The 26,617-nt window shown below is 63.5% G+C and carries 24 protein-coding genes; 7 read left to right on the top strand and 17 right to left on the bottom strand.

From position 1 onward, the window contains the following. The first annotated feature begins 210 nt into the window (after positions 1-210). Complete coding sequence (locus CSAL_RS16265; RefSeq protein WP_011508500.1) at positions 211-1,764, top strand: Na+/H+ antiporter NhaC family protein; 1,554 nt, start codon at positions 211-213, stop codon at positions 1,762-1,764. Positions 1,765-2,023: 259 nt separating this feature from the next. Here CSAL_RS16265 and CSAL_RS16270 read toward each other — a convergent pair whose 3' ends face one another. From CSAL_RS16270 to CSAL_RS16290, 5 genes are all read right to left on the bottom strand, one after another. Next, positions 2,024-2,983, bottom strand: coding sequence for an NAD-dependent epimerase/dehydratase family protein (locus CSAL_RS16270; protein WP_011508501.1), 960 nt, complete (start codon positions 2,981-2,983; stop codon positions 2,024-2,026). A 42-nt stretch (positions 2,984-3,025) separates the two neighbouring features. Beyond that, entirely contained in the window at positions 3,026-4,318 is a 1,293-nt protein-coding gene (locus CSAL_RS16275) for a TRAP transporter large permease (protein WP_011508502.1), read from the bottom strand. Between the two features lie 2 nt (positions 4,319-4,320). Beyond that, on the bottom strand, positions 4,321-4,836 hold the full coding sequence (locus CSAL_RS16280) for a TRAP transporter small permease (protein ID WP_011508503.1): 516 nt from the start codon (positions 4,834-4,836) through the stop codon (positions 4,321-4,323). Positions 4,837-4,920: 84 nt separating this feature from the next. Then, a complete protein-coding gene (locus CSAL_RS16285; protein ID WP_011508504.1) occupies positions 4,921-5,895 on the bottom strand; it encodes a TRAP transporter substrate-binding protein in 975 nt (324 codons plus the stop codon). Between the two features lie 47 nt (positions 5,896-5,942). Then, complete coding sequence (locus CSAL_RS16290) at positions 5,943-7,232, bottom strand: ribulose-bisphosphate carboxylase large subunit family protein (protein ID WP_011508505.1); 1,290 nt, start codon at positions 7,230-7,232, stop codon at positions 5,943-5,945. A gap of 184 nt (positions 7,233-7,416) precedes the next feature. Here CSAL_RS16290 and CSAL_RS17355 point away from each other — a divergent pair, with 184 nt between their 5' ends. The 3 genes from CSAL_RS17355 (at position 7,417) to CSAL_RS16305 (ending at position 11,380) form a co-directional block, all read left to right on the top strand. After that, positions 7,417-8,463 carry a LacI family DNA-binding transcriptional regulator gene (locus CSAL_RS17355; RefSeq protein WP_011508506.1) on the top strand — a complete coding sequence of 349 codons (1,047 nt, stop codon included), beginning with the start codon at positions 7,417-7,419 and terminating at the stop codon, positions 8,461-8,463. A gap of 25 nt (positions 8,464-8,488) precedes the next feature. Continuing rightward, on the top strand, positions 8,489-9,817 hold the full coding sequence (locus CSAL_RS16300; RefSeq protein ID WP_011508507.1) for a four-carbon acid sugar kinase family protein: 1,329 nt from the start codon (positions 8,489-8,491) through the stop codon (positions 9,815-9,817). A gap of 339 nt (positions 9,818-10,156) precedes the next feature. Next, positions 10,157-11,380, top strand: a complete 1,224-nt coding sequence (locus CSAL_RS16305) for a CynX/NimT family MFS transporter (protein WP_011508508.1) — start codon at positions 10,157-10,159, stop codon at positions 11,378-11,380. Between the two features lie 42 nt (positions 11,381-11,422). On the opposite strand, the gene CSAL_RS16310 is transcribed toward CSAL_RS16305, so the two are convergent. From CSAL_RS16310 to CSAL_RS16345, 8 genes are all read right to left on the bottom strand, one after another. Next, the gene (locus CSAL_RS16310; RefSeq protein ID WP_011508509.1) at positions 11,423-13,561 is read right to left on the bottom strand and encodes a dihydrolipoyl dehydrogenase family protein; all 2,139 of its coding nucleotides are present in this window, start codon (positions 13,559-13,561) and stop codon (positions 11,423-11,425) included. A gap of 119 nt (positions 13,562-13,680) precedes the next feature. Next, positions 13,681-14,313, bottom strand: a complete 633-nt coding sequence (locus tag CSAL_RS16315; protein WP_244846420.1) for a TIGR04282 family arsenosugar biosynthesis glycosyltransferase — start codon at positions 14,311-14,313, stop codon at positions 13,681-13,683. Continuing rightward, positions 14,303-15,007 (bottom strand): TIGR04283 family arsenosugar biosynthesis glycosyltransferase, encoded by a 705-nt coding sequence (locus tag CSAL_RS16320; protein WP_043558714.1) that lies wholly within the window; start codon positions 15,005-15,007, stop codon positions 14,303-14,305. Before CSAL_RS16320 ends, CSAL_RS16315 begins: the two co-directional genes overlap by 11 nt. 8 nt (positions 15,008-15,015) lie before the next feature. Further along, entirely contained in the window at positions 15,016-15,363 is a 348-nt protein-coding gene (locus CSAL_RS16325) for a glutaredoxin family protein (RefSeq protein ID WP_011508512.1), read from the bottom strand. An 18-nt stretch (positions 15,364-15,381) separates the two neighbouring features. Next, positions 15,382-16,050, bottom strand: a complete 669-nt coding sequence (locus tag CSAL_RS16330) for a DUF3047 domain-containing protein (protein WP_011508513.1) — start codon at positions 16,048-16,050, stop codon at positions 15,382-15,384. After that, on the bottom strand, positions 16,047-16,721 hold the full coding sequence (locus CSAL_RS16335) for an ATP-binding cassette domain-containing protein (protein WP_011508514.1): 675 nt from the start codon (positions 16,719-16,721) through the stop codon (positions 16,047-16,049). Before CSAL_RS16335 ends, CSAL_RS16330 begins: the two co-directional genes overlap by 4 nt. Positions 16,722-16,737: 16 nt before the next feature. Then, positions 16,738-18,450 carry an ABC transporter permease gene (locus CSAL_RS16340; protein WP_011508515.1) on the bottom strand — a complete coding sequence of 571 codons (1,713 nt, stop codon included), beginning with the start codon at positions 18,448-18,450 and terminating at the stop codon, positions 16,738-16,740. Beyond that, positions 18,447-19,652 carry an ABC transporter substrate-binding protein gene (locus tag CSAL_RS16345; RefSeq protein WP_011508516.1) on the bottom strand — a complete coding sequence of 402 codons (1,206 nt, stop codon included), beginning with the start codon at positions 19,650-19,652 and terminating at the stop codon, positions 18,447-18,449. Before CSAL_RS16345 ends, CSAL_RS16340 begins: the two co-directional genes overlap by 4 nt. A 307-nt stretch (positions 19,653-19,959) precedes the next feature. Here CSAL_RS16345 and CSAL_RS16350 point away from each other — a divergent pair, with 307 nt between their 5' ends. Beyond that, positions 19,960-21,069 carry a phosphotransferase gene (locus CSAL_RS16350; RefSeq protein ID WP_148266841.1) on the top strand — a complete coding sequence of 370 codons (1,110 nt, stop codon included), beginning with the start codon at positions 19,960-19,962 and terminating at the stop codon, positions 21,067-21,069. Between the two features lie 29 nt (positions 21,070-21,098). Here the strand turns inward: CSAL_RS16350 and CSAL_RS17045 are convergent, their stop codons facing one another. Continuing rightward, on the bottom strand, positions 21,099-21,410 hold the full coding sequence (locus CSAL_RS17045) for a 50S ribosome-binding protein YggL (protein ID WP_011508518.1): 312 nt from the start codon (positions 21,408-21,410) through the stop codon (positions 21,099-21,101). 128 nt (positions 21,411-21,538) lie between these two features. Then, complete coding sequence (locus CSAL_RS16360; RefSeq protein ID WP_011508519.1) at positions 21,539-22,756, bottom strand: MFS transporter; 1,218 nt, start codon at positions 22,754-22,756, stop codon at positions 21,539-21,541. 181 nt (positions 22,757-22,937) lie between these two features. Here CSAL_RS16360 and CSAL_RS16365 point away from each other — a divergent pair, with 181 nt between their 5' ends. Beyond that, positions 22,938-23,522 (top strand): histidine phosphatase family protein, encoded by a 585-nt coding sequence (locus CSAL_RS16365; RefSeq protein ID WP_011508520.1) that lies wholly within the window; start codon positions 22,938-22,940, stop codon positions 23,520-23,522. 15 nt (positions 23,523-23,537) lie between these two features. Here the strand turns inward: CSAL_RS16365 and pyrC are convergent, their stop codons facing one another. Both pyrC and CSAL_RS16375 read right to left on the bottom strand, forming a co-directional pair. Further along, positions 23,538-24,593, bottom strand: a complete 1,056-nt coding sequence (pyrC, locus tag CSAL_RS16370) for a dihydroorotase (RefSeq protein ID WP_011508521.1) — start codon at positions 24,591-24,593, stop codon at positions 23,538-23,540. Between the two features lie 36 nt (positions 24,594-24,629). Continuing rightward, complete coding sequence (locus CSAL_RS16375) at positions 24,630-25,823, bottom strand: MFS transporter (RefSeq protein ID WP_011508522.1); 1,194 nt, start codon at positions 25,821-25,823, stop codon at positions 24,630-24,632. Between the two features lie 108 nt (positions 25,824-25,931). Here CSAL_RS16375 and gmk point away from each other — a divergent pair, with 108 nt between their 5' ends. Next, positions 25,932-26,579, top strand: a complete 648-nt coding sequence (gene gmk / locus CSAL_RS16380; protein ID WP_011508523.1) for a guanylate kinase — start codon at positions 25,932-25,934, stop codon at positions 26,577-26,579. Positions 26,580-26,617: the final 38 nt, after the last annotated feature.

A 26,617-nucleotide genomic window follows, 5' to 3' on the forward strand; every position in this document is an offset into this window, starting at 1 on the left:
TACGCCACCATTATCCTCGGTGGTGTGTCGTGGGCCTTTCCGCTGGCCTGAATGCCGGTGGGCTTCAGCTGGCCATGCCCGGGATCGCCGCAAACGGCCGTCGAGTGTAGCCGTGGCGATCGAACGCGGACCGGGGACACCCTTCCAACGGTTGGGCCTGCCGTCCCGCTCTTGATACGACGCACAACAATTACATGATGGAGACGCTTCATGTCCTTTGGCCTGTTTTCCCTTTTCCCTCCGTTGCTCGCGATCCTGCTGGCGCTGGTGACCCGCAACGTGATTCCCGCGTTATTCTGTGGGGTCTGGCTGGGAGCGACGATGCTCAGTGGTGGCAATCCGGCAGCCGGGCTCTACGATAGCTTCGCGGATTTCATCATTCCCAGCGTGGGCGATGAGTGGAGCGCTACCGTTCTCATCTACTGCGGCCTGTTCGGGGTGCTGATCACCGTGCTGCAGCGAACCGGTGGCGCCCATGCCATCGCCCGCGCCATTTCCTCGAAGGTGGCCTCTCCGCGTGGCGCCCAGGGCGCCACCCTGGGCTTCGGGGTACTGATCTTCTTCGAGGACTATTTCAATGCATTGACGGTGGGAAGTGTCATGCGGCCGATCACCGACCGCATGCGCGTCTCGCGAGAAAAGCTCGCCTACATCGTCGATTCGACCTCGGCCCCCATGTGCCTGTTGGGGCCCGTATCCACCTGGGTGGTGTTCGTCATGGGGCTGATCGGCACCCAGCTTGGCGAGATGGACATGACAGGCTCCGAGTATCTGATATACCTGTCGTCGATTCCGCTCAATTTCTATGCCTGGCTGGCGCTGCTGTTGATTCTGGTGATCGTCGTCACCCAATCGGATTTCGGCCCCATGGCCAAGGCCGAGCAGCGCGCACGGGTGAGTGGCAAGCTGCTGGCGGATGACGCCCAGCCGCCGTCCGATCGCGAAGCGACCGAGATGCTGGGCGTTGCCGAAGAGAGCTCGCGCAAGCGCAACATGCTCGTGCCGATCCTGGTGCTGGTGGGAATGATTCCGCCCCTGTTCCTGTGGACCGGCAACTTCCCCGAGAACGACCTGATCACGGCGATGGGAGAAGCCGAGGGCGGCCTGTCGATCCTGATCGCTACCTTCCTGGCGGTCAGCGTAGCGCTGGGCATGGGACTGCAACAGCGGCTGTTCGATTTTCGCGAAGCGATGGACCTGGTGGTCACCGGCATCAAGAGCATGACGCTGGTTTACATCATTCTCACCCTGGCCTGGTCGATCGGTAGCGTGACCTCACAGCTGGGCACTGCAGATTACCTGGTCACGCTGGCCCAGGCCGGCATCGCGCCGAGCCTGATTCCCGTCTTGCTGTTCTTGATCGGCTCGCTCGTCGCCTTCACCACCGGCACCTCCTATGGCACCTTCGCGATCATGATCCCCATCGCCATGCCGGTGGCGGCTGCAATGGACATGTCGTTATCGCTGGCCATTGCCGCGGTGCTCAGCGGCGGTATCTTCGGCGATCATTGCTCGCCGATTTCGGATACCACCATCCTCTCCTCGGCCGGCTCTTCGTGTGACCACATCGACCACGTACGGACCCAATTACCCTATGCAATGAGCGCAGGAACATCCGGGATCATTGCCTTCTTCGTCGCCGGGCTGACGGACTCAGCCTGGATAGGGGGACTCAGCGGCGTGGCCGCACTGTTCACGGTGGTGCTGGTGTTGCGCTGGGCATGGGGCCCGAAAGCATCGGCACAGTACGACTCGGCCAGCTGACCTGGTCCGGCAGGCGGGGGCCTTACCCCCGCCTCGCATATCATTGAACTCTGAAACGCCGGTACGGATCCGTACCGGCGTTTTCCTGCCTCTTATGGTCGGCAACCTCCACATGGGGGCGCAGCACAGCTCGCTATCGGGGCAGCGTTTTGTCCCTATTCGCGATCTGATCACCAACGCCACTCTCTGCGCTATGGAGGCGAAGGTGTTGAGCGGATAGATGCAGCATTTCGAGTAAAATGAAGGCTAACGAACACCTTCAGGCGCGCCCCTGAATGCCCTTCAGCCATTGCCAATAATCGTGCAATCCTTCTCGGATATCGGTGAACTTTGGGGCAAAGCCTATTTCTCGCTCCGCCAACGAGATATCCAGCGGTGCGCCACGGCCCACGAATACGCCAGGTCCAAGCTGGACGTTGGATGTCTTTCCGATCAGGTCGGCAACATGCCTGATGATGTCGGTGTGTGCCACCGTCACGCCGCTGGAGATATTGAAGTTGCGGTGAGTAACACTTTCCTTTTCGAACAGCTGCACGATGCCGGTCGCCGTGTCATGCACGTGGGTCCAGTCCAAAGCCTGTTCCGAGCCATTGGGCGCTAGAATGTTATCCAGCCCTTCCAAGGGACCAAACATGGCTTGATAGACTTGGTGCATGTCCGAAGGACGCTTGCCAGGGCCGTAGACAAAGAACAACCGGGCATTTCTTACGTCCATGCCAAAAGTATCTGTGTACTGCAAACCGAACAATTCGCCCGCGATCTTGGTGGCTCCATACAGATCGGTCGCCTTGTAGGGTGTCGCTTCGCTCTGTGGGCCCGACGCATCGCCATACACGGCACCAGAGCTCATATTGACCACTTTTTTGATGCCCAAGATACGACAAGTCTCAAGCACATTAAGGGTGCCATTGGTGTTGATAGTGGTGTGCTTGTACGGCCGTGTTTGAAAATTCGGCCCGGCGATCACCGAGACACCATGCACTACTCCCTCTAAGTCTCCTCGATGTCGCAGCATGACTTCAAACAAGCTGTGATAGTCCAACACATCGATACTTTCCAGAATCAGCTTGTCGCGAACCGTTTCCAGATAGTCAAGCCCTAAATTCTCGAAACGGCCTGCTGCCATATCGCAGATAATGACTTGCTTGCCCTGCTTGGCTAATTGGTAGGCCACCCAGGAGCCGACGTGGCCGAGCCCACCTGTAATCAATACGGACATGGAAAACTCTCCTTATTTTACGTTATTACTAACTTTTGCTGGTCAACCAAGAATCAAACTGGGCAAAAACATGACGATAGATGGAAAACACGTAATGATCAGAAGCACCACGAACAAAGGGATATAGAAAGGTATGGTCTCCCGTACCAACCCTACGAATGACATCCCGGTTATTTTTTGTATGGTGAATAGGACCGTACCCACCGGTGGCGTGATCAAACCGATCATCAAGGTAAAGATCATGACCACACCAAAGTGAACGGGGTCGATGCCATATTGAGTCACTACCGGCACCAACAGGGGGGTCAAGAGAAACAAAGCCGGTACCGAATCGATAAACAACCCGATCAGCAGGATGAACACGACCAACAACAACATCAGGCCGAGCGGATCGGTCACAGTAGCCAACAAAAAATCCGCTACTAACGCCGTGACTTGGTAACGCGCCAGCACCCAGCTATAAAGAGCGCTTCCAGCAATGATGAAAAGCAGTGCGGCAGTATCGATGGCAGTGGCTCGGAGAATCCCCAGAAACTCCCTAAAGGTGATCGAGCGATAAACCAGGAACGAGATGATCATGCAATACAACAGGGCAATCACCGAGGCTTCTGTAGGCGTAAACACGCCTGAGAGAATCCCCACGATGATGATCAACGGGGTCAACATAGGTAACAGCCCACGCGAAAGCGCCCGCAAGACATCGTTGAGGCGTGCCCGAGTTCGTGTAGGGAATCCACGGCGATGTGAAATGATAGCCACCATGAGCATCAGTCCCAGCCCCATGAACAAACCGGGAATGATCGACGCGAGGAAGATGGAAGCGATTGAAGCATTCGCCAAAGCCCCGTAAATAACGGCGGGAATACTGGGTGGAATGATCGGACCGATAGTGGCTGAACTGGCGGTGACAGCAGCACTGAACCCCGTTGGATATCCATCATCTTCCATGGCTTTTATTTCCAACGCTCCAAGGCCACCGGCATCAGCGACTGCCGACCCCGACATACCTGCAAACAGCATGCTGGCTACCACATTGACGTGGCCCAATCCCCCTTTGAAATGGCCAACCATGGTACGTGCCACGTCGAAAACGCGGTCCGATATGCCTGCCGAGTTCATCAAGCGGCCAATGAAGAGAAAAGCAGGAATAGCCAACAAGGTAAAACTGTTGACTCCGTAGAGAGTGCGCTGAGAGATCATTTCTATGGGGATGGCATCGAAGCCTCGCGTATAGCCCAATACGAGGGCAGAAGACGCGATCATGGCAAACGCAACGGGGACGCCCAGCATTAGCAGGACGATCAACCCAATGAACATGATGGTGAATACTTCCATAGTCATAGACTCCGGCGTAGATCGCTAACGGGCAGACAGATAGACACGATTCGTCGGTACAAATTGACAAGTAAGATGCCCATCATCAGGAGAGCGGAGATCATCTGGACCAAATAGATATAGGAAAAACTCATATCGAATGTGCTAGCCATGACACCCGCCGTGCGCTCCATCATGTTCCAGGCACCACCTATCAACATCAGCAGCACCAACATGCACGCAATATCTGCCAAGATACCTGCCAGATGACGCAGGGGACGCGGTAGCATATCGGTCACGACAGTAATCCGAATGTGTTCCTGCAAGCGCAGCGCTAATACGGAGCCCAAGAAAATTTCAGCGAGGAACAGGTAGCGCGAGGCTTCATCGGTCCAGGGAACTGCCATGCCCAGGGCATAGCGCGAGATGACCTGGATCGCCATGATGATCAGCATCAGAGCGAAAGCCGTCATGACGATGGCGGTCAAAAGCTTCCAAAACAGATCGACCATATAGGTGATACGTTCCGCTTTTTTCACAGGTGGACCTCCGTTCAGAGGTAGGCCAGAAAGGATAGCGAAGGCGGCCCAGAAGCTCCGATGAGCGCTGGCCCGCCCAGCCACTTACTCAATCAGCGACAATACGTAGTCGCGTACCTGTGGGTTATAGCCTGAGGCGATCTCACGAATGGCGGGTTTCGCCGCTTCACGGAAGGCGGCAACGTCCGGTTCCACGACCTCCATTCCCTCTTCTTTAAGCTCGGCGTACGTTTCCTCCTGCCCATTGGCTACCATATCGTCGCCCCATGCGGTGGCTTCTTCGATGGCACCGAGAATGATCTCGCGGTTCTCATCGGAGAGCCCCTCATAGAAATCCTCGTTCATCAGCCAATGGAAGAACGAATACACATGCTCGGTCCGATTGACGTAATCCTGTACCTCATAAAGCTTACCGGCCTGAATCAAATCGACCGGATTTTCCTGCATCTCGATCACCCCGGTCTGCAGCGATGTATAGACTTCAGGCCAGGCGATGGGACTCGGTAGCGCACCGATCTGCTTCCAGATTTTGATCCAAGGCGCAATCTCGGGAACCCGCATACGCACTCCCTGAATATCCTCGGGAGTTTTAACCGGGAAGTTAGAGGTCAGATTGCGTGGATTACGTGCCGAGAGTCCCACCAGTCTGAGGTTGCCATTGGCCACCAATTGCTCGTTGAGCAATTTGCCACTCTCGCCACGATAAACCTCACGAGCTTCATCGCTGGAACTGTAAACAAAGGGCAAGTCGGCCGCGGCAAACTTCTCTGCATATAGCGTCATGGGCATCGACCCCCCCAGGGCGATGTCATATTCACCGTAACTCGCTCCTTCCAACTGGTCGCGTTCTCCTCCGACTTCGGTACCCAGCAGGGTCACCGAGTATTCACCGTCGGTCTGCGACTCGATACGTTGCTTGATCCTTTCCCCGATCTTGAACATGGGGTGTGAAGGTTCCACATGCAGCGCAATGGCCATTTCCTCGGCCGAGGCATTGGATGTAGTCCCCAGAGTGATGAGACCGGCGAGCACGATGCCGCTTGCTTTTATTGTCTTCATGTCGGCTTCTCCTTGGCGGATTGAGCTTAGTTAGCGTAATCGCTACTTCATCCTGAAAACGGGCTGTGAAAGGCCCGCAACGCGACCGCAAGGTCGGGTTCCTGCTTGGCGTGGTCCTCTAGGGAGACACCAATGGATGCGGCCTCCCATGCAGCACGTATGCTGCGACACCCCGCGGCGACACCATCGGGATGAGCCATGATGCCTCCCCCGCAGGTGTAGATCAGATCGGTCGACTGCAACTGTTGGAAGGTGGGGCATGCTTGATGGACGGTTTGCGCCGAAGAAAATACCGGCATGGCACGGTCATCGCGCTCCGCTCCCTCAAGCAATGGCGTAAGGCAGGCGCGAGCGGAGTCCATGACCGATGCATCCTCTTCAGCGAACTTGCTGGCGAGACCGTTGACATGTAGGTGATCGGCCCCCGCCAGTCGCAACAAAGCCTGATAAGCGCGATAGCTAATGCCGAGTTGTGGATGACGATAAAACACGCCCCATCCGTTGCGGTGACCGTGAATTGCCAATTGCGAGTGTCGTCGCAGCGCAGCCAGTGCCCCCAGGCCGATCCAGTTGACGCTGGCCATGACGCACGTCCCCCCATGATCGCGGACCAGATCGTGGCGATGGCGCATCTCGTCGGTATCACCCGTGATATTGAAGGCATACATCGGCTTACGCCCGGTCCGCTGAGCATGCTCGTTGATGACCTGCATGATCGCGGGAACTCGCTCGCTCAATGGCGAATAGGGAGGATCGGCAATCAACTCGTCATCCTTGATGAAGTCGATTCCCCCTTCGATGAGCTGTTTGACCAGTGTCGCCGTTTCCTCTGGGGTAAGCCCGACGCTCGGCTTGATGATGGTGCCGACCAAAGGGCCCTGCTCGGTACCGCACAGACGTCGAGTGCCTTCGATGGAGAATTGCGGGCCCGGTAATGCTTCGATAAAGCAAGCCGGCATAACGAGATCCGTTAGGCGTATGCCAGAGAGCTCACGCAACTCGGTGAGGTTGCCGAATACCGTGGCCAATAAGTTAGGCAGACTTGTCCCGATGTTTTCGAGTGGCCATGACAGAACCACATCGGCAGATGTGTAGGTTTCTCCGGGCAGAGCCCCCGGCAAGGAGGGCGTGGTGCCGACCTTCAGACAGGTCACCGACTCGACCCGGGCAGCATGGCGCTCACGCAGCGCCTCTGTCTCTCCAGCCAGCTTGAGGAACGTGCCGGAGGATTGTTCGCCGGCCATCGCCTCGGCAGCCCGTTCGGGGTCGCACGGGGTCTCGATACGATAGCGGGCAGTGATCCGTGGCAATTGCCCTTCATGCCGGGATAACTCCATTGGCGTGCTCCTGCCGACCAGAACCGGTCGTTTGTCGTTGTTATCAAACAAGCTAGCATGGGCTTTTTGGTAGCGCTACCAAAAGGGCAAGCATTCGACTTAGACTTATTGGTAGCGCTACCAGATAATTCCCATCAGAATGGGATAGCAGGAATACAATCTGTACAGCACGAGGACACCTTTCATGGCAAACGAGAAGCCATCACCGCGGGGTAGACGCCGCCATCATGGCGACAACCGAGTCACCATCGACGATGTGGCAAAAGAAGCTGGGGTGGCCCCGATTACGGTGTCTCGAGCTTTGAACACGCCTGATAAGGTGTCGGCCAAACTACGCGAACGTGTCGATCAAGCAGTGACGTCACTGGGCTATGTCCCCAACCTCATCGCCGGAGGTCTCGCATCAGCGGGTACGCGAGTCATACCGGTCGTGGTGCCATCGCTATCCATCCTGACCTTTATCGAAGTAGTACACGGCATCCAGCAGACGCTCGAAGACGCTGGCTATCAAGTGTTATTGGGTTCGACCGATTTCGACTTGGATCGTGAAACTTCACTGATCGATTCGGTGCTGGGCTACTCGCCGTCGGGGGTCATTTTGACAGGTCTAAGGCATAACGATAGCACCGTGCAACGCCTCAAGGCCTGGGGCCGGCCAGTGGTCGAGATCATGGAACTGGGACTGCCTTGCATCGATATGAATGTCGGTGTCGACAACCCTCGAGCGGGGGCCTGTATGGCCCAGCATCTCCTTGACCGTGGCTATCGCCGCATCGCCTTTCTCGGGGTCGGGATGGCGCGTGACTATCGTGCCCGGCAACGTTTCGAAGGACATCGCGAGGTGCTGGCTGCCGCAGGGGTCGAGAGTGACCTTCTGTTTACGAGTGAGGAACCATCCTCTTATGCAGCAGGACGCCGTGTTTTCCTTGAAGCGCTGGCTGCCCGCCCCGACCTCGATGCGCTTCACTTTGCCAACGACAACCTCGCAGCCGGCGCGATCCTCGAGGCAAATCGTCAGGGAATCCGCGTGCCTGAAGACATCGCCATTGGCAGCTATCTGGGCCTGTCTCTCGGCGAACACCTATCGCCTACGCTGACCACCGTGTCGGTGCCACGATTCGAAATGGGAGTCGAGGCGGCGAAGCTACTGCTAGAGCGGCTAGAAGGTCGGTCGCCTTCTCAACCTCGGATCGATATCGGCTATCGCTTGATCACACGCGAAAGCACTTGAGGATCGTCAATAGAGAGATCATGGCATGAAACAACTCTTGGCCGCCTTCTATGGCGATGATTTCACAGGCTCGACGGAAAACTTGGCGCAATTCTGCCGCCATGGGCTTCGGGGCAGGTTATTCTTCACCAGCAGCAACCGAGAGGCGATTCTTGAGATGGCCTCCGAACTGGACGTAGTGGGGTTGGCAGGCACAGCTCGTGGCCTGGCTCCCTCGGCAATGACAGAAGAAGTGGACCCTGCTCTAGCCTTGTTAGACACCCTAAGTCCCCGCCTCAAGCAGTTTAAGGTTTGCTCGACTTTCGATTCCTCGCCCACGGTCGGCAGCATAGGGCATGTCATGGATCTAGCCCGACGCCGATGGCCGGAATGTGCTCTTCCCATCTTGCCTGCCACGCCGGCTTTTGGTCGGTACACGGCCTTTTCCCATCTGTTTACACGTTATGAAAACGAAATATGCCGTCTGGATCAGAACCCTGCGATGGCATATCACCCATCGACCCCAATGGGCGAAGCCGACCTACGACGTCACCTCATGGCGCAGACCGCCATCCCTCCGGCAGCAGTCACGTTACTGGATTATCAACAGCCTGATGGCGGCTGGCAGTGCTTGGCATCCGCCGTGGAAGAGCAACGCTTCGTGGTTATGGATGCGACACAAGCAGCCGAGATACACCATGCCGCCAAGCTTATTCTTAAGCTTGCCGAGCGACATCCTACCCTTGCAGTAGCGGCGCAGGGTCTGGCCGATGCCCTAGGTGGACTGGTTACGCGCGACATGGAACAACGCGAGCCACTGCCCACGACGTATCCTGGAGTGGATAGGCTACTGGTGCTATCCGGCAGTTGCTCGCCTCAGACCCGTAAGCAACTCGCGCACATGGAAGCGCAAGGCGGCTGCATCGTGGCAATATCACCCATGGAGGCATTGCGTTCCCCCAGTGCACTATCGGAAAGGCTCGCCCAGGAAGTAATGGAGGCCTTCACTCAGAGCCAGACAGTCGGTATCGCAACTACGTTCCAAGACACCGATCTCGTCGACGGGCTGGCTAGTGATCGTTTATCGCTGGCAGTGGGAGAAGCATACGCTCTATTGGCTCAGCACCTTCGGAGAGAAACGGCCATCCCCCGTATCGTCTTCGCCGGCGGTGACACATCCAGCCATGCCATGCGCCGTATCGGCGCTGATGCCTTGGAGTTGGTTGCTTTTGATGAAGCACAGGGCGGTCACCTTTGTCGCCTAATCGCTCCAGGCTCACCGATAGAGGGGTTGGAGGTAGTGCTCAAGGGCGGCCAGATCGGAGGAGAAGACTTCTTCTCGAGGGCACAGCAAGGCACATCACCACGGGTATAATGCGGTAATCGGTCTTAAAGCACTTTAACTCGCCGAGTGAGGCGTTGAGGACGACATGCCAAGCTTGATGCGCGGCGGCGTGTTCCGTAGCTGCTCGCTGATCTTCGGAATCCTGTTGTCGCGAGCAGCAACCCCCGTGCTTCCAACCCGAGCCCATCGACGCTGGCCTGACGACCGACGTACAGTAAGTAGAACGCCACTACGGCCAGTGGCCATCCAGAAAGTCTAAACCACTGCCGGCCCTCGACCATTGGCGTAGAACCATCCCGGTTTTGGCCGTAATCGGCTACCCTTGCGTCCTCGGCTTGCCGCCGATATGGCTTCTTTCGATTTCCAAGGATGGCTCTCTTGTCGACTTCTGCGATGCCCCGTCGGGGCGTTCTGACCCTCGTCGCGCTGCTGCTGGTGGCGCTCAACCTTCGTCCGGCGCTGACCAGCGTGTCGCCGGTGCTCGGCAACATCGGTGAGGCGCTGGCGCTCTCCCCCAGTTGGCAGGGCATCCTGACCACATTGCCGGTGCTGTTTCTGGGTCTGGCGGCGCCGCTGGCACCACGCCTGGTCCGCCGGATCGGCCCTGAACGCAGCGTGTTTGCAGCCCTCGTGGTACTAGCAGTGGCACTGCTCGTGCGGCCCTATATCGGCACGATGGGGCTCTTTCTGGGCACGGCGGTCGCCGGCGGCTGCATCGGGATCATCGGGGTGCTGCTGCCGGGCATCGTCAAGCGGGATTTTCCTCGACGCGTCAGCATCATGACCGGCCTCTACACCGTGGCGCTCAATCTGGGTGCTTCGACTGCCGCGGGCACCACGGAGCCGCTGCGTCAACTGCTGGATGACGTTGCGCAAGGGGCTTCCCTCAGTGCCTGGCAGGGTGCGCTGGCGTTCTGGTTGCTGCCGGCGGTGATCGCCGCGCTGCTGTGGCTGCCGCAGCTCAGGGGCACCAAGCCCACTCGCGTTCCCGCGCGGCGCGGCGCGCGGCTGCGCCACGATTCACTGGCCTGGCAAGTATCGCTGTTCATGGGGCTGCAGTCGTCACTGGCATACATCGTGTTCGGCTGGCTGCCGACGATCCTGCAGGATCGCGGACTGACGGCCGTCACCGCAGGACTGGCGCTATCGGTGTCGATCCTGCTGCAGGTGTCCACCGCGATCCTGGCGCCTTGGATCGGCAGCCGCATGCGCGACCAGCGGACGGTGCTGGCCGTCGTGATGACGCTCACGCTGATCGGGCTGCTGGGCTGTCTCTACGCGCCGATCGGCAGTGTGTGGCTGTGGATCGTGGTGCTGGGGCTGGGCCAGGGCGGCACTTTCAGCATGGCGTTGACGCTGCTGGCCCTGCGCGCGCCGGACGCCACGACCGCCGCCAGCCTCTCGGCGATGGCCCAGGGCATCGGCTACACCCTGGCGGCAGCGGGGCCGCTGCTGGTCGGGGTGCTGCACGACTGGAGCGGCGGCTGGAACGTGGTGGGCGTTCTGGTGAGCGCGATCGCCCTCGGGGCACTGGTCATGGCGCTGGGCGCGGGGCGCAACCGGCAGGTGGCGTCGACCCAGGGGGTGGATTGAAGGGGTCGGGCCGACGGCCGATGACAGCACGCACGAGGTGCCTCACCCCCGCCGCCACCGGAAATAACGCGCCAGCCAGCCGAGCAGGCGCTCGGGCTTGTGGGCGTTCTTCCATACGCCGGCGGTGCCTTTGACGGCTTCCGAGAGGGTCGGATAGGGATGAATCGTGCCGAGCAACTTGTTGAGCCCGATGTTGTGCTTCATGGCCAGCGTCACCTCCGCCAGCCATTCACCGGCATTTTCGCCGACCAGGGTGGCACCGAGGATGCGATCCTTGCCGGGGACGGTGAGGATCTTGACGAAGCCGGTGGTGGCGCGCTCGGCGATGGCCCGATCGCTCTCGGCCATCGCGTAGCGAGTGACCTCGTAGGCGATGCCCTGGGCCCTGGCCTCGCGCTCGTTGAGCCCCACGCGCGCCACTTCGGGTTGCAGGTACGTCACCGCGGGCATGATGCGGTAGTCGACCTTGAAACGCTTGAACTCGCCGAACAGGGCGTTGACGGCGGCATGCCAGGCCTGGTGCGCGGCGGCGTGGGTCAACTGATAAGGGCCGGTGACATCGCCGCAGGCCCAGATGTTGGGCAGCTTGGTCTGTAGCTGCTCATTGACTTCCAGGGTCCCGTTGTCGCGAGTGGCGATCCCCAGTGCTTCCAGTCCGAGCCCTTCGACGTTGGCCTGACGACCGACGCTGACCAGCAGGCGGTCGAAGGGAATGCGCGTCTGGCGACCGTCGGCCGTCTCGACGAGGAGCTGGTTCTCGCCGTTCTCGACCGTCACCGACAGCGCCCGGGTACGAGTCATGATCTCGAGGCCTTCCTCGGCGAGCAGGCCGGTGACGAGCTCGCCGACGTCGTCATCCTCGCGCCCCAGCAGCTGCTCGGCGCCCTCGACCAGCGTGACCTGGCTGCCCAGGCGGGCGAAGCTCTGGCCGAGCTCGCAGCCGATCGCGCCACCGCCCAGCACTACCAGGCGGCGCGGCTGCTCGGTCAGCGTCCACAGGTTCTCGGAAGTCAGCACGTCGACCTGCTCGATGCCGGGAATCGGCGGTACCTTGGGCGTGGCGCCGGTGGCGATGACGATATGCCGAGCCGTCAGCGGCTGGCCGTCGACATCCACCGTCCACGGTGACAGCAGCCGCGCCGTGCCGCGTTTCACCTCGACGCCCAGTCCGGTATAGCGTTCCTCGCTGTCATGGGGCGCCACCTCCTCGATGACTCGCCGCACGTGGCCCATGACCTCGCCGAAGTCGATACGCGGCACTCCTGCGTGCACACCCAGCCGCTCGGCATCGCGCACGTTCTGGGCGGCCCGCGCGGCGCGAATCAGCGCCTTGGAAGGCACGCACCCGGTATTGAGACAGTCGCCCCCCATGGCGTCGCGTTCGACGAGCGCGACCTTCGCCCGCACTGCACTGGCGATGTAGCTGGTCACGAGCCCCGCCGAGCCGCCGCCGATCACCAGGATGTCGTAATCGAAGCGCCGGGGCTTGGTATACCCCCGATAGCGCTTGCGGCGTTGCAGCCCGTCGACGACCCAACGTGCGATCAGCGGGAAGACGCCCAGCAGGGCGAAGGAAAGCAGCAGCGACGGCGACACGACGCCACCCAGCGATTGCAGCTCGCCGAGTTGCTGGCCGGCATTCACGTAGACCAGCGTGCCCGGAATCATGCCGATCTGGCTGGCGACATAGAACACCGAGGTGCGCAGCCGGGTCAGGCCCATGGCCAGATTGACCACGAAGAACGGGAAGATCGGTACCAGGCGCAGGCTGAACAGATACAACGCACCGTCGCGCTCGATGCCACGGTTGATCGTCTCGATCTGCCGCGCGAAACGACGCTCGATCAGTTCCCGAAACAGGGTCCGCGAGACCAGAAAGGCCAGGGTGGCGCCAATCGTGCTGGCAAAGGAGATGATCAAGAATCCCCAGCCCAGGCCGAACAGGGCGCCCCCCAGCAGCGTCAGGAAGGCGGCGCCGGGCAGCGAGAGCGCGGCGATCAGTACATAGACGAGGAAGAAGCCGCCGGCGACGAGCCAGGGCGCGTCGGCGAACCATCGATCGAACCGCCCTTGCAGCGACTTGATGGACTCGAGCGTCAGGTAATCGTCGAAGCCACTCGCGAAGAAGGCCACGATCGCCACCAGGACCAAGCCGAGAATCACCACGCGGTAATGTTTCAATCCTTTCCCCTTCTGCGGGCTGTCATCCGGCCATCATGGCTTGGCGGCACCCTGTCCAAATCGATGCGCCTCCATCATGGCAACAAAACGCGTCGTCCACCACTCGCCCGGACGCGCCTTCATGTCGCGGCGTCCAACATGCGCCAGCGCTCAAGATCGCGCGGGGTGTCGAGGTCCCACACCGTACCGGGGCAGGCCACGCGAAGGCCCAGTTCTCGTGCCCTTGCGTGCGTCTGCGCCGCCACCTCGCTGCCGCCCCAGGCCATGTCCGTGAACAGCCGGGCGGGGAGCCGATGGCCCCCGATCAATGCATAACCGCCGTCCTCGGCGGGCAGCATCACCAGATCGTGAGCGTTCAGCGCCCGCACGCAGCGCGCCAATAGCGCCGGCGTCAACACCGGGCAGTCGCTGCCGATCAGCAACGCCGGGCCGCGCTGGGCGGACAAGGCGGTGTGCATTCGCTGCCCGAGATCCCCCGACGGCTGGGCGTGCAGCGCGATGCCATGTCGCGCCGCCAGCGCTTCGAGCAGCGGATGGCGCGGCGCCAGCCCCGCCCACAGCTGTACCCGCGCGGCGGGAAAGGCCTGGCAGGCCACCTCGAGCGTGCGTTCGAGCAGCGCGACATGCACGTCGCGCGCCTGCTCGGCATCGAGTGCCGGCATCAGCCGGGTCTTGACCTTGCCGGGGATCGGCGCCTTGGCGAACACCAGCAGCGTCACCTCGGCGCCGGAGACCATCGCGTCAGCGGACATCCGTGTACTCCCCCGCCAGGGTCCAGGGCGATACACCGCACCAGTAGCGCAGGCGCAGCCACCACATCGTGACGATGGTGCGTAACGGGCCGTGCTGCTGCCAGCGCCGCGCGGATGTGGTCACCCGTGGGGCGAGGCAAGCCGGCGCGGATAGACGACGCAGGCGCCGGCTGATTTCGATGTCTTCCATCAGCGGCTGGTCGGGGAAGCCGCCGACGAGCTCAAACGCTTCGCGGGTCATGAAGATCGCCTGGTCACCCGTGGCGATGCCAGTGAGACGCGAGCGCCGGTTCATGCTCCAGCCGACCAGCCCCGCCAGCGCGAACCCACGCTCGATCTCGACGTCGAAGCGCCCCCAGCATGCCGCTCCCTTCAGTGCTGTGTCGATCAACCGGTCGGCGCGATCTGGCAGGCGCGTATCGGCATGCACGAAGACCAGGCCGTCGCCGCGACTCTCCCGACCACCGTGGTTCATCTGTCGGGCACGGCCGCGCACACTGACCAGCACCCGATCCGCCAGGGGGTGCGCCAGCGCGACGGTGTCGTCGTCGCTGCCGCCGTCGACGACCACGATCTCGACGCCGCGGTCCCTCAACGGCGACAAGGCGGTCAGGCAGGCCTGGATCGTCGCGGCTTCGTTCACCACCGGCACGATCACGCTCAACCATGGCGTTGTCAGGCTTTCTTGTGCCATGACCTCGCTCATGCGGACGGTGACACGGCAAATCGATGCTTCAAATGCTCGACGATATCGCTGGACTCATAAAGCCAGGTGGTCGTCCCGCCTTCGTCGATCCGCAGGCACGGCACGGTCTGTTTGCCGCCGCCGGCCACCAGTTGCGCTCTGGCAGCGGGATCCTTGTGGATGTCATGCATCGTGATATCGACACGCAACTTGGTCAGGGCACGCCTGACCTTCCAGCAGAAAGGGCATCCCTCGAAATGGTAGAGGGCCAGCTTGCGTGCTTCGCGATCGGCCTCTTCCTGGGCTTGTGGAGACCGCTCAGGCATGTCTTTATCCCCCAACAACCGCTGTATCATTGTCAGCATGCTGCCATCTCCTCTGGTTCACCCTGGACAATTCGGGGGCGTCGGCGAGCCGGAAAAGCCGACGCCGTAATACCAGGCGGTGCCGTTGCCGCCCGCATTGTCACCATCGCTCATCAGCGCCACACCGTCGATCTCGCTCACGTCCTCGCCGAACAGCGCCTGGTAATCGGCGCTCACGTCGCGCACTTCCGCCCGCCATTCGCCGACCGCTGACTGCTCCCCCTGAAGGGCCAGCAGCATCGCCCGGTCGGTGAAGGCATTCGGCCAGCGCGCCCCGACGGCCTGATTGGAGGACCATACGTAGTTCACCGATTGCACCTGCCACGGCAGCAGGCCCGTCTTGCGCGCCACGTAGAGTCGGGCGGGATAGTCGTCGCCGGCCCGGGTGCGCTCGTCGAGCCCGGAGTAGCGGGCGTCCACCTTCCAGCACCAGTGCAGGTAAGGGGTCTCGTCCAGGTCGACCTCGCGCTCCAGGTACTTGGCGGACGCCTGACCCCGCGCGTTCGCCTCGAGCACCTCGACGCCGTTGTCGCTGACCACTGCGTAACGCGTCTGTCCCTCGAAGGAACGCGTCTCCCACGCCGCCATGTCCCGGGCGGAAAACGCGATGTCGGCGGCCGAGGCGCCCGTCGAGAGCGTCAAGCCGCCCAGAACCAGCGCCCATCCCATCCAGCGATGCGTCGTCATGCACCTTCCTCCTGATCGGTGAGCCCCATGACGGTGCCTCGTTCGGTCAACCTCAGGATACGCCCGCCGGCCGCCCGAGCGTCGGCTTCGTCGTGGGTCACCATCAACGTCGGGAGGCGATGATCCCGCACACGCGCGAAGACCCAGTGACGGATCTCGTCGCGCCGGGCGGCATCCAGCTTGGAGAACGGCTCGTCGAGCAGGATCGCGCGCGGCTGTGACAACAGCACCCGCAACAGGGCCACTCGCGCCTTCTGCCCGCCGGAGAGCGTCGCCGGATCGCGCCCCGCGAACGCCTCCAGCCCCACCGACGACAGGGCGTCATGAATTCGCGCACGGCGTTGCCGGCGCGTCCCTTCACGCACCATGCCGAAGGCCAGATTGCCCGCCACATCGAGATGCGGAAACAGCAGCGGATCCTGAAAGAGTAGTCCCACATGGCGCTGCTCGGCGGGTAGCGTGTCGATTCGCGTCTCCTCGAGCAGCACGCGCCCTTGCGCCTGGAAAGCCGGGCTCAAAAACCCCGCGATGAACGCCAGCAAGGTGGACTTACCGACGCCGGAGGGTCCCATGACGGTCAGTACCTCGCCGGGGGCGACCGCCGTGTCCAGGCTCAGCAGACGTTGCTGCCCCTGATGGATGACGATGTCGTCGAGAATCAGTGACGCCATGGCATGAATCCTTTCGTCAGTCGGCACCTGGCAGCAGACCGCGCCGCCGTCGAAACACATAACGCGGCACCAGCATCGCCAGCATGAAGCCCAGCGCCGGCAGCAACAGTTGCAGCAGGGCGTAAATGGCCGTCAGCCGGCGGTCTCCCCCGCTCGCCAGGCTGACCGCCTCGGTGGTCACCGTGACCACGCGCCCGGCGCCCAGCAGCAAGGTCGGCAGATACTGGCCGATGCTCACCGCGAAGCCCACCGCCGCCGCGGTCAGTACCGGTGTCAGCAACAGCGGCAGACGCACGCGCCAGAAGACCCGCCAGGGGCCGGCACCGAGGCTGCTCGCCTGCTGGCTCCAGCGCGGATCCAGGCGTCGATAGCTTTCCGCCAGCGACAGGAAGACGTAGGGCAGCACGAACACCGCGTGACCGATGATGACCGCACCCAGGCCGGGCCGGACGCCCATTTGCGCCTGCATCATGACCAGCCCGAACAGAAACGCCACCGAGGGCACCAGCAACGGCAGGTACAGGATCAGTTGCGCCCAGGGGCGCATCGGCCGACGGCGCTGGGTCTCCGCCTCCAGCGCGCCCAGCACCAGCACCACGGAGACCAGGGTCGCGGCGAGCGCGACGCCGAGCGACTGCCACACCGGAGCGACCAGATCATCGGCCGCGTTCAGCCAGTTGTGCGCGGTCGGCGGCCAGGGCAGGAACGCCGGGAACGGCCAGTATCCAGCCACCGACCACAGCGCCAGTCCCGCCAGCGCGGCCATCATCAGGCCCAGCACGGTGCGCATGGCCAGCCAGGCCATACCGGCCAGCCAGCGATCGCCGCACTGGCGCCGCCCGTCCCGACACCAGCCCCGGCTGGCGCGCGCCACCAATCGCTCCAGCGCCCACCAGAGCGACAAGGCAGCCAGCGTCAGCAGCAGCTGCAGCATCGCCCCCGCCGAGGCCATGAAGCGCATCGACAGCGTAGGATCGTTGAGCCAGCCGACCACCGACACCGCAAGCGTGGAAGGCGTCGTGGGGCCCAGGATCATGGCCACGTCCACCGTCGAGGTGGCGAAGGCGATCACCGCGTAGAGGGGCAACCGCAGCAAGGGATAGAGCCCGGGCATGACACCCTTGAGAAAGGCCGTCAGCGGACGATAGCCCAGGCTGCGCGCCACGCGCAGGCGCTCGCCGGCCTGGCACTGCACCAGGGCCGCCAGGCTCATCAGCAGCAGGAAGGGCACCTCCTTGACGACCAGCCCCAGGATCAACGACAGCCCCCAGGCATCGCCGGGAAACGCATAATCCGGCGGGTAGGCCCAGCCGCTCAGCCAGGGCGAGATCCCCCGCGCCACCCATCCCGACGGCGCCAGCAGGAACGCCAGGCCGATCGCTGCCGCCGCGTGGGGCACCGCCAGCAACGGCGACAGCCAGCGCTGGATGCGCCGATACAGCGCCGTATGCAGGAAACTGCCCAGAAACAGCACCACCAGACCCAGCGACAGCGCCGCGCTGACCAGCCCGGTCACCAGGCTTAGCCGTGCCATGTCGACGATCCCCGGCACCTCGAAGAGCTGCCGCCAGGGCGCCAGGGTCAGGCGTTCACCGCCGAGTGCCGGCAGCCAGCCGAACGCCGGTGCCAACGCCCCCAGCACACCGGCAACCACCGGCACGCTGAGCAGGGCGACGGTCAGCCAGGGCAGGACACCGACGACGAGCCGATAGGCAACGGCCGATGTCATTGCGCGCCGTAACGCTGCCGCCAGGCCTTCTCGAGCGGCTCGATCCAGGAGGGATGGGGTTCGCGCAGCGTCTCGCCCAGGGAGGGCGGCGGCAGGCTCTCGGCGGCCCGGCCATCGCGCGCGAACGCCTCACGCTGCTTGGGGCTCAGGCGCGACATGTCCAGCACCGTGGCATCGCCCCACAACGAGAGATCCTGCTTGCGGGCCTGGGCCTCGGGCGAGAGCAGGAAGTTGGCGACCGTCAAGGCGCCGGCCTTGTGCTGGGCATTGAAGGGAATGGCGACGAAATGCACGTTGCCCAGCGTGCCATCGTCGAGGATGTAGCTGCGCGTGGTCGGTGGCAGTTGATAATCGAGGACCGCGGCGGCCGGGGCGGAGGGGGTAAAGGTGAACGCCAGGCTCAACGCTCCGTCGCCCATCAGCTGGCGCATCTGAGGCCCGCCCGCGGGGAAGCTCTCGCCCTCGCGCCACAGAGTGGGATGCAAGCGGTCCAGGTAGGCCCACAGCGGCGCGGTGACGGACTCGAAATCGGCCTCGTCGACCGGTGCATAAAGCGCCTCGCGGTGCTCGGTCAAGGCCAGCAGTGCCTGCTTGAGGAAGGTCGTGCCCAGAAAGGCCGGCGGCTGGGGATAGGTGAAGCGCCCCGGATGCGCCCGGGCCCAGTCGAGCAGTGCGGGAATGCTGCGCGGCGGCGCGTCGACACGCGCGCTGTCGTAATAGAAGGTGATCTGCGCACGTCCCCAGGGCGCTTCGTAGCCCTCGACCGGCAGGGTGAAGTCCTCGCGCACCTCGGGGTTCTGCTCGGGCGCGGTCAGCGGGAAGTGGGGCAGCTGCTCGGCCCAGGGGCCATAGAGCAGGTCGTTGTCCTTCATGGCGGCGAAATTCTCGCCATTGAGCCAGATCAGGTCGACCGCACCCTGCTCGTCGTTACCCGCCGCCTTCTCGGCCAGCACACGGGTCACCGCCTCGCCGGTATCGCCCACCTTGACGTGCTCGAGGTCGATTGCGTAGCGCTTGTCGACCTGCTCGGCCACCCAGTCGATATAGGCGTTGGTACGCGGATCGCCGCCCCAGGCATTCCAGTAGACGGTCTGCCCCCGGGCCGCCTCGGTCACCGATTCCCAGTCGGACAACTCGTATGCCTGCCCCATGGTCGGCAACAGCGACAACGCCGCTACCAGCAAGCCTCGCGAATACGTCATGCCTCTCTCCCTCGATTGATCGCCGCCCTGGGTGTGGTGCGGCCACCCACCCATTCCCTGCATCAGGACATACCACAACATCACCACATCGATAAGAATATATCGACCCGAACGTATCACTCTCGGCAGGTGGCCGCCGCGCCGCGTCGTGCAGGCCCCCTGTCAGCGGGCCATCCGCGTGTTTCGCGATGCTCGCCCGACCGCTATTCTGCGCCTGTGCTCCCGACAACGCGTGACCACCGTGCCATTTGGCGGGACGAGCCGGAGCGCCCGGCTTTCCTGCGACTCGATCGAGCCCTCGTTCTCCATGACCGCCACCACCGACAAGACACGAAACGCCAAGGCACTCTGCGACGCCGTGCGCACGCACCTCGCGTCCCGGGGCGAAACCGGCATCGACCTGCACCCCATGCCCGACACCGGCCTCGCCCACGACCATATCTGGATCCGCCGCCGACACGGCCCGGACTGGGTCGCCCGTCTGCCCAAGCAGAGCCAGATGCAGCTCGGTGTCGAGGACAACCTGGACTTCCAGGCACACTGCTATCGACGCACCAGCGAGAGTGGCCACACGCCAACGCTTCACGGGCGACTGCCCATCGACGCGACACTGCCGCGCGGCGGTTTGCTGGTCACCGCCATCCATGGTCGTCCGGCACGGCTTCCCGAGGATCTTCCCGCCATCGCCGAAGCACTCGCCGCCATCCATCGGTTGCCTTTGCCCGCAGCGGCGACGCGCCCGCCACTGGCCAGTGCGGCCTCGCCCTGGCAGGCCATGCGCGAGGAGGTCATGGCGCAGGCACACCATCTCGATACGCTGCCTTCCACATTGCTCGACCGCGAAGCGCGCCGCCACATCGATGCGGCACTCGCCTCGCTGGACGGCAACGACGCTGCGGCCGCCGGCATCGATACCCGGCGTTGCCTGATCAGCTTCGACGCGCATCCCGGCAACTTCTTGATCACGCCCGAGGGGAAGGCCGTGCTGGTGGACCTGGAAAAATGCCGCTACAGCCATCCCGGCTTCGACCTGGCCCACGCCTCGCTGTATACCTCCACGACCTGGGACCCCGCCAGCCACGCGGTACTCGAGCCCGATACCGTGATCCAGTTTTATCGCCAATGGCAGGCACAGATAGGGGCGAACAACCCGCTGGCCGATGAGGTGGCATTGCTCGCCACGCGTCGTGCCATGTGGCTGTGGTCGATCACCTGGTGCGCCAAGTGGTGGCAGCTGCACCGCCGTGAGCGCGACGCGCTCGCCCGTGGCGAGGATTGGTCAACGGCACTGAGCGACCCGCAACTCATCGCCCATGTCGCCGACCGGGTGGCGCATTACCTCTCGACACCGAGCGTGGCGCGCGTCAGCGATGAATTTCGCCATCTTCAGCGGCATTTCGTCGCCGGGGCCGAATGAGCCGCCGGGCCAGAGGACCCACCGAACGCTCAGTAAGCTTCCACCCAGTCGCCCACCGCGACCTCGAAGCATGCAGGCTGCCGCGCGAGCCAGTCGGCCAGCGCGAGGCGATCGTCCCGCGAGGGGGCGACACCCTTGCGCGGCAGGATGAAGACATCCAGGCGCTGCGCGTCGACGCCACCGCCCATGACCAGGCCACGCGTCTCGAGCTCTTCCTCCAGGGCCTTCAGCAGGTGTCCCACGGCGTCCGGCGCCGCGCCCTGCAACCGACATGACAACGCAAACCCGCACACCGGACCGGCCGCCGCCGGCACCACGCTCCCCGTCTCCGTCCCCGCCATAGCGTCTTCTCCACAGGTATCACCGAGTGAGTCCTCAACGATCCCGGGCTCTCGTGCCGACGACCTGCGACACCTCTCGGCGGCAGAGCCCTGTAAACGTCATCGGCAAGCATAAGCAAAATCTTACATTAAGACGAGACGGAGCGATGCGGACGTGCCTCGCGCTTTTCCATCCAGCGCCCCGTGGCGAAGATCGCGATGCCCAGCAGGGCCAGCGAAGTGCCGACCAGGCCGGTGGAAGACCACGCCAGCCCCATCTTGATGGTGACGCCGGCCAGCCAGGCGCCCAGGGCATTGGCCATGTTGAAGGCAGCGTGATTGAGCGAGGCGGCCATGGTCTGGGCATCCTCGGCGACATCCATCAACCGGGTCTGCATCGCCGGGGCGACGGCCATGCTGGTCCCCACCAGAGCGACGAACAACAGCCCCGTCCATACCGTGTTGGCGGCGAAGTAGAAGCCGCCCTGCACGCAGGCAACCCACAGCAGGATGATCGGGATGCCGCGCAGCAGGTTCCAATCGGCGATGCGCGCACCCGCGAAATTGCCGAGGATGGTGCCCATCCCGAAGATCGCCAGCACCAGCGGCCCCAGCGACTCGGCCATGCCCGCCTGCTGGGTCAGCGTGGGCATGACGTAGCTGAAGACCGCGAACATGCCGCCGCATCCGAAGCAGGCCACACCCAGCGTGAACAGGACACGCGGCTTGATCATCGCGGTCATCTCGCGCTTGGGACTGGCCTGGTGGTCGGCGGACTGATACGGCACCCACAGGCGCACCATCAGCGCCGTCAGCAGCGCAATGCCGCCCACGCCGGCGAAGGCCGCCTGCCAGCCGAGCAGGTTGCCCGTCCAGGTGGCCAACGGCGCCCCGATCAGGATCGCCACGGTCAGCCCGGTCATCACCCTGGCCACCGCGCGGGCGCGCTGCTCGACGGGCACCGCCGCCGCCGCGACCAGCGCCGCGACCCCGAAGTAGGCCCCGTGGGGCAGGCCGGCGATGAAGCGCAGGCCCACGAAGGTGCCGAAATGCGGCGCCATGATGCTGGCGAAATTGCCGATGGCGAACAGCAGCATCAGCCCGATCAGCAATGCCCGCTTGGGCAGACGCGCCGCCAGTGCGGAAATGATCGGCGCTCCGACGACGACCCCGAGCGCATAACTGCTGATGGCGTAGCCGACATCGGGCACCGACACCTGAAGGTCCTCGGCGACGCGGCTCATCAGCCCCATGATCACGAATTCGCCGGTGCCGATGCCGAAGCCGCCGAGCGCCAGCGCGAGTTCCGCCAGACGAGGATGCGCGGCCCCGCCGGCATGGCGTGAGCTGTCCGTGGATGTGCTCATGTCGTTTCCCTGTTGTGAAAGCCGAGGTGGTGAATGGTGCATTGTCTCGCACTTAGACTTAAGTCTAAACATGAGCGATGCATCATGGCGCAGCACGTCGACGTCCGCGACGCAGGAGGGCACGCCGCGACACGCATGAACTGGTAGGATCGAGACATCATCGCCCGTGGAGCCATTCGCCATGCCCGAGTTGATTCGCCGTCCCTTCGTGTTTCTGCGCCACGGCCAGAGCACCAGCAACCTGGCGCAGCGCATTGCCGGTCAACGCGACGTGCCGCTCACCGCGCAAGGCGAGCACGAGGCACGCCAGGCGGCGACGCTGCTCGCCGCCATCGATTGGCCGCTGATCGTCTCCAGTCCCCTGGCGCGTGCCCGGCGCACCGCCGAACTGGCCACCGGGCGTGCTCCGCACTGTCTGGTCGGCGGTCTCAAGGAACGCGACTGGGGCACCTACGAAGAGCGCCCGATCCCCGAGACGATGCCGTACCTGCTGGCGCCCGACGGCGGGGAACGCTGGGACGATTTCGTCACGCGCATCGTCGCCACCCTCAATGCCCTGCTCCTCGAACACGAAACGCCGCTGGTCGTCGGCCATTCCGGCCTGATCCGGGTGATTCGCTATCTCGACACCGGCACACCGGAAGGGCCGCGCACCGACAATGCCATCCCGCAGTGGGTCGCCCCCCGCGGAGTCCGCAGTTGGGAGATCCGCCCCCTGCAGGAAGAGGACGTGGCCCACTTGCCGCGCGTGACGGCTTCGTCCTGAGCCTGACCGTTCGCCTCAATCGCGCCCGGCGGCGACCGTCCAGGCCAGGGTTTCCCCGGCCTTGAAGGGCTTCAACGTTTCGCCATGGCCTTCGATGCGTTCGGGCATGGTCGTCGGCTGGCGCACGAGCTCGATGTGATCCTCGTTGAGCGGCAGGCCATAGAAGCGCGGCCCGTTTTCCGAGCAGAACGCCGCGAAGTGCTCGAGCGCGCCTTCTTCCTCGAATACCTCCGCATAGACCGAGAGCGCGGCCTGGGCGTTGAACACCCCGGCACAGCCGCAACTGGTCTCCTTGGCGGCGACCACGTGCGGTGCCGAGTCGGTGCCCAGAAAGAACCGCGGATGACCGCTGGCGACCGCCGCGCGCAGCGCCCGCTGGTGCTCGGCGCGCTTGAGGATCGGCAGGCAATAAAGGTGCGGGCGAATGCCGCCGACCAGCATGTCGTTGCGATTGTGCGCCAGGTGCTGCGGCGTCAGCGTCGCGGCCAGATTGTCGTTGCCCTCCAGGACGTACTGCGCCGCCTCCGCCGTGGTGATGTGCTCGAACACCACCTTGAGCGCCGGGAAATGCTCGCACAGCGGTGTCATCACCTCGTCGATGAAGGCCTTTTCGCGATCGAAGATGTCGATCTCGCCACGCGTGACTTCGCCATGCACCAGCAGCGGCATGCCGATGCGCTGCATCACCTCGAGCAACGGGTAGATGTCCTGGATACGCTTGACGCCATGTTGCGAGTTGGTGGTGGCATTGGCCGGGTACAGCTTGGCCGCCGTCAGCAATCCGCTGGCATGCCCCGCCTCCAGCGTCTCGGCGCTGACGCTCTCGTTGAGATAGCAGGTCATCAGCGGCGTGAAGTCATGCCCTGCCGGCAACGCCTCGAGGATCCGCGCGCGATACGCCTCGGCGGCATCCAGGGTGGTGACCGGCGGCATCAGGTTGGGCATCACGATGGCGCGTGCGAAGACACGGCTGGTCGCCGGCAGCACCAGGCGCATCACGTCGCCGTCGCGCAGGTGAAGGTGCCAGTCGTCGGGGCGACGGATTCGCAGGCGGGTAGGGGACTCGGACATGCGCGGACTCCTGATGACGATAACGGGACGAGAAACTCAGTCGGCCACCGCGGCGGCGCGACGACGTTGCAATGATACCAGCGCCACGCCGGCAAGGAGGGCCACGCCGATGGCGAATCCCACGCCGGTGGCTTGCAGGCCGACGAGGCGTGCCACCACGCCGATGCCCACCACGGGAATCGAGATCGCCACATAGACGATGACGAAGAAGGTCGAGGTCACCGCGCCACGCTGGTTCATCGGGCAGGCCGCGGCCACCGCACCCAGCCCGGCACGAAACGCGATCCCCTGCCCCAGACCGACGATCAGCGCCCCCAGCAGGAAGCCCCAGAGTGTCGCCAGGGCCAGGCCGGCGCCGACGACCAGTGCGCCGACGATCACCACGGCACACCCCAGCGGCAATCGCCGGGCGGGCGGCAGGCGGTCCTGCGCCAGCTGTCCCAGGGTCGAGGCGAAGAACACGCAGCCCGCCACCAGGCCGATGGCCAGCAGGTTATCGTGACCCAGCACCTGTGCCATGAAGGCCGGCGCCGTCGCGGTGAAGAACCCCAGGACCGCGAAACCGGCAAAGCCCGCGATCACCGCCGGCATGAAGACACCGCGCACCTCGGCGGGAACCTTCAGGCGCTGAACGCGCAGGCGAATCCGGGGCGGTCGCGTCACGGTCTCCGCCGCCACGGCGACCCCCAGCACGGCTATCACCAGCAGTCCCAGATGCACGGCATAGGCCAGATGCAGCGGCCAGGCCACGTATTCGGCCAGCGCCCCGGCGACCACCGGCCCCAGCCCCAGACCGCCCATGTTGGCGGCGGTGGCCACGAAGGTCGCGGTGCGTTTCCAGGCCACCGGTGCCGACTCGACCACGGCCACCGTGGCGGTGCCGGTGAAGATGCCGGCCGACATGCCCGACAGCACACGCCCGGCCAGCAGCGACGACAATCCCTCGGCCCCCAGGAAGACGAGGTCGCTGAGCGCCGCTGCCGTCAGGCCGGCGAAAAGCAACGGCCGACGTCCCAGCTGATCGGACCAGCGACCGGCCACCAGCAGTGCCGCAATCACGCCCACGGCATAGGCGGCGAAGATCACCGTGATGATGAGCTGGGAAAAGCCGAAGGCGGTTTGATACCCCGGGTACAGCGGTGTCGGCAAGGTCGTCCCCAGCATGGTGACGAGAAAGGCAAAGGCCACCCCGGCAAAGGCGAGTCGGGGGGTCGCATCGGCATGGGACATGCAACAAGTTCCTTATCGTGAAGGCGCAAGAGACCCGATATCGGCAGGGCACGAAGTCTATGCGATAATGCCCGATTACCCCAGAAGCGGCTCAACCGGACACGCCATATGCCCATCCAGCCTCCGTCAAAAGGGACACTCTACATCGTCTCGGCGCCTTCCGGCGCAGGCAAGACCAGCCTGGTGCGCGCCCTGCTCGAACGCGTCGCGGGCATCCAGGTCAGCGTCTCGCACACCACCCGGGCCATGCGCCCCGGCGAGCAGAATGGCATCAACTATCACTTCGTCGACGTCGCCACCTTCGAGCGCCTGATCGAAAGCGGCGATTTCATCGAGCATGCGCGGGTCTTCGACAATTATTACGGCACCTCGCGCGCCGCCGTGCAGGCCCTGCTCGACGCCGGCCAGGACGTCATCCTGGAGATCGACTGGCAAGGTGCCCGCCAGGTACGCGAGGCCTTCGACGAGGCCGTCTCGATCTTCATTCTCCCGCCCTCGCGGGAAGCGCTCCACGCACGGCTTGCCGGGCGCGGCACCGACGACGCGGCGACCATCGCCCGGCGCATGCGCGACGCGGTCGACGAAATGTCGCATTACGACGAATACGAGCATGTCATCATCAACGACACCTTCGACCATGCGCTCGACGAACTGAGCTGCCTGGTGCATGCCCAGCGTACCCGCATGCCGCGGGTGCAGGCAGAGCACGCCCCGCTGCTGGCGGCGCTCTTGTCACGCGTGGAAGACGTCGAGTAGACTCGAGGGTCCTTCCGCAGGTCCGGCTTATGCCGTTT

Source organism: Chromohalobacter israelensis DSM 3043 (genome assembly GCF_000055785.1).
GTDB classification, from domain to species: Bacteria; Pseudomonadota; Gammaproteobacteria; order Pseudomonadales; family Halomonadaceae; genus Chromohalobacter; species Chromohalobacter israelensis.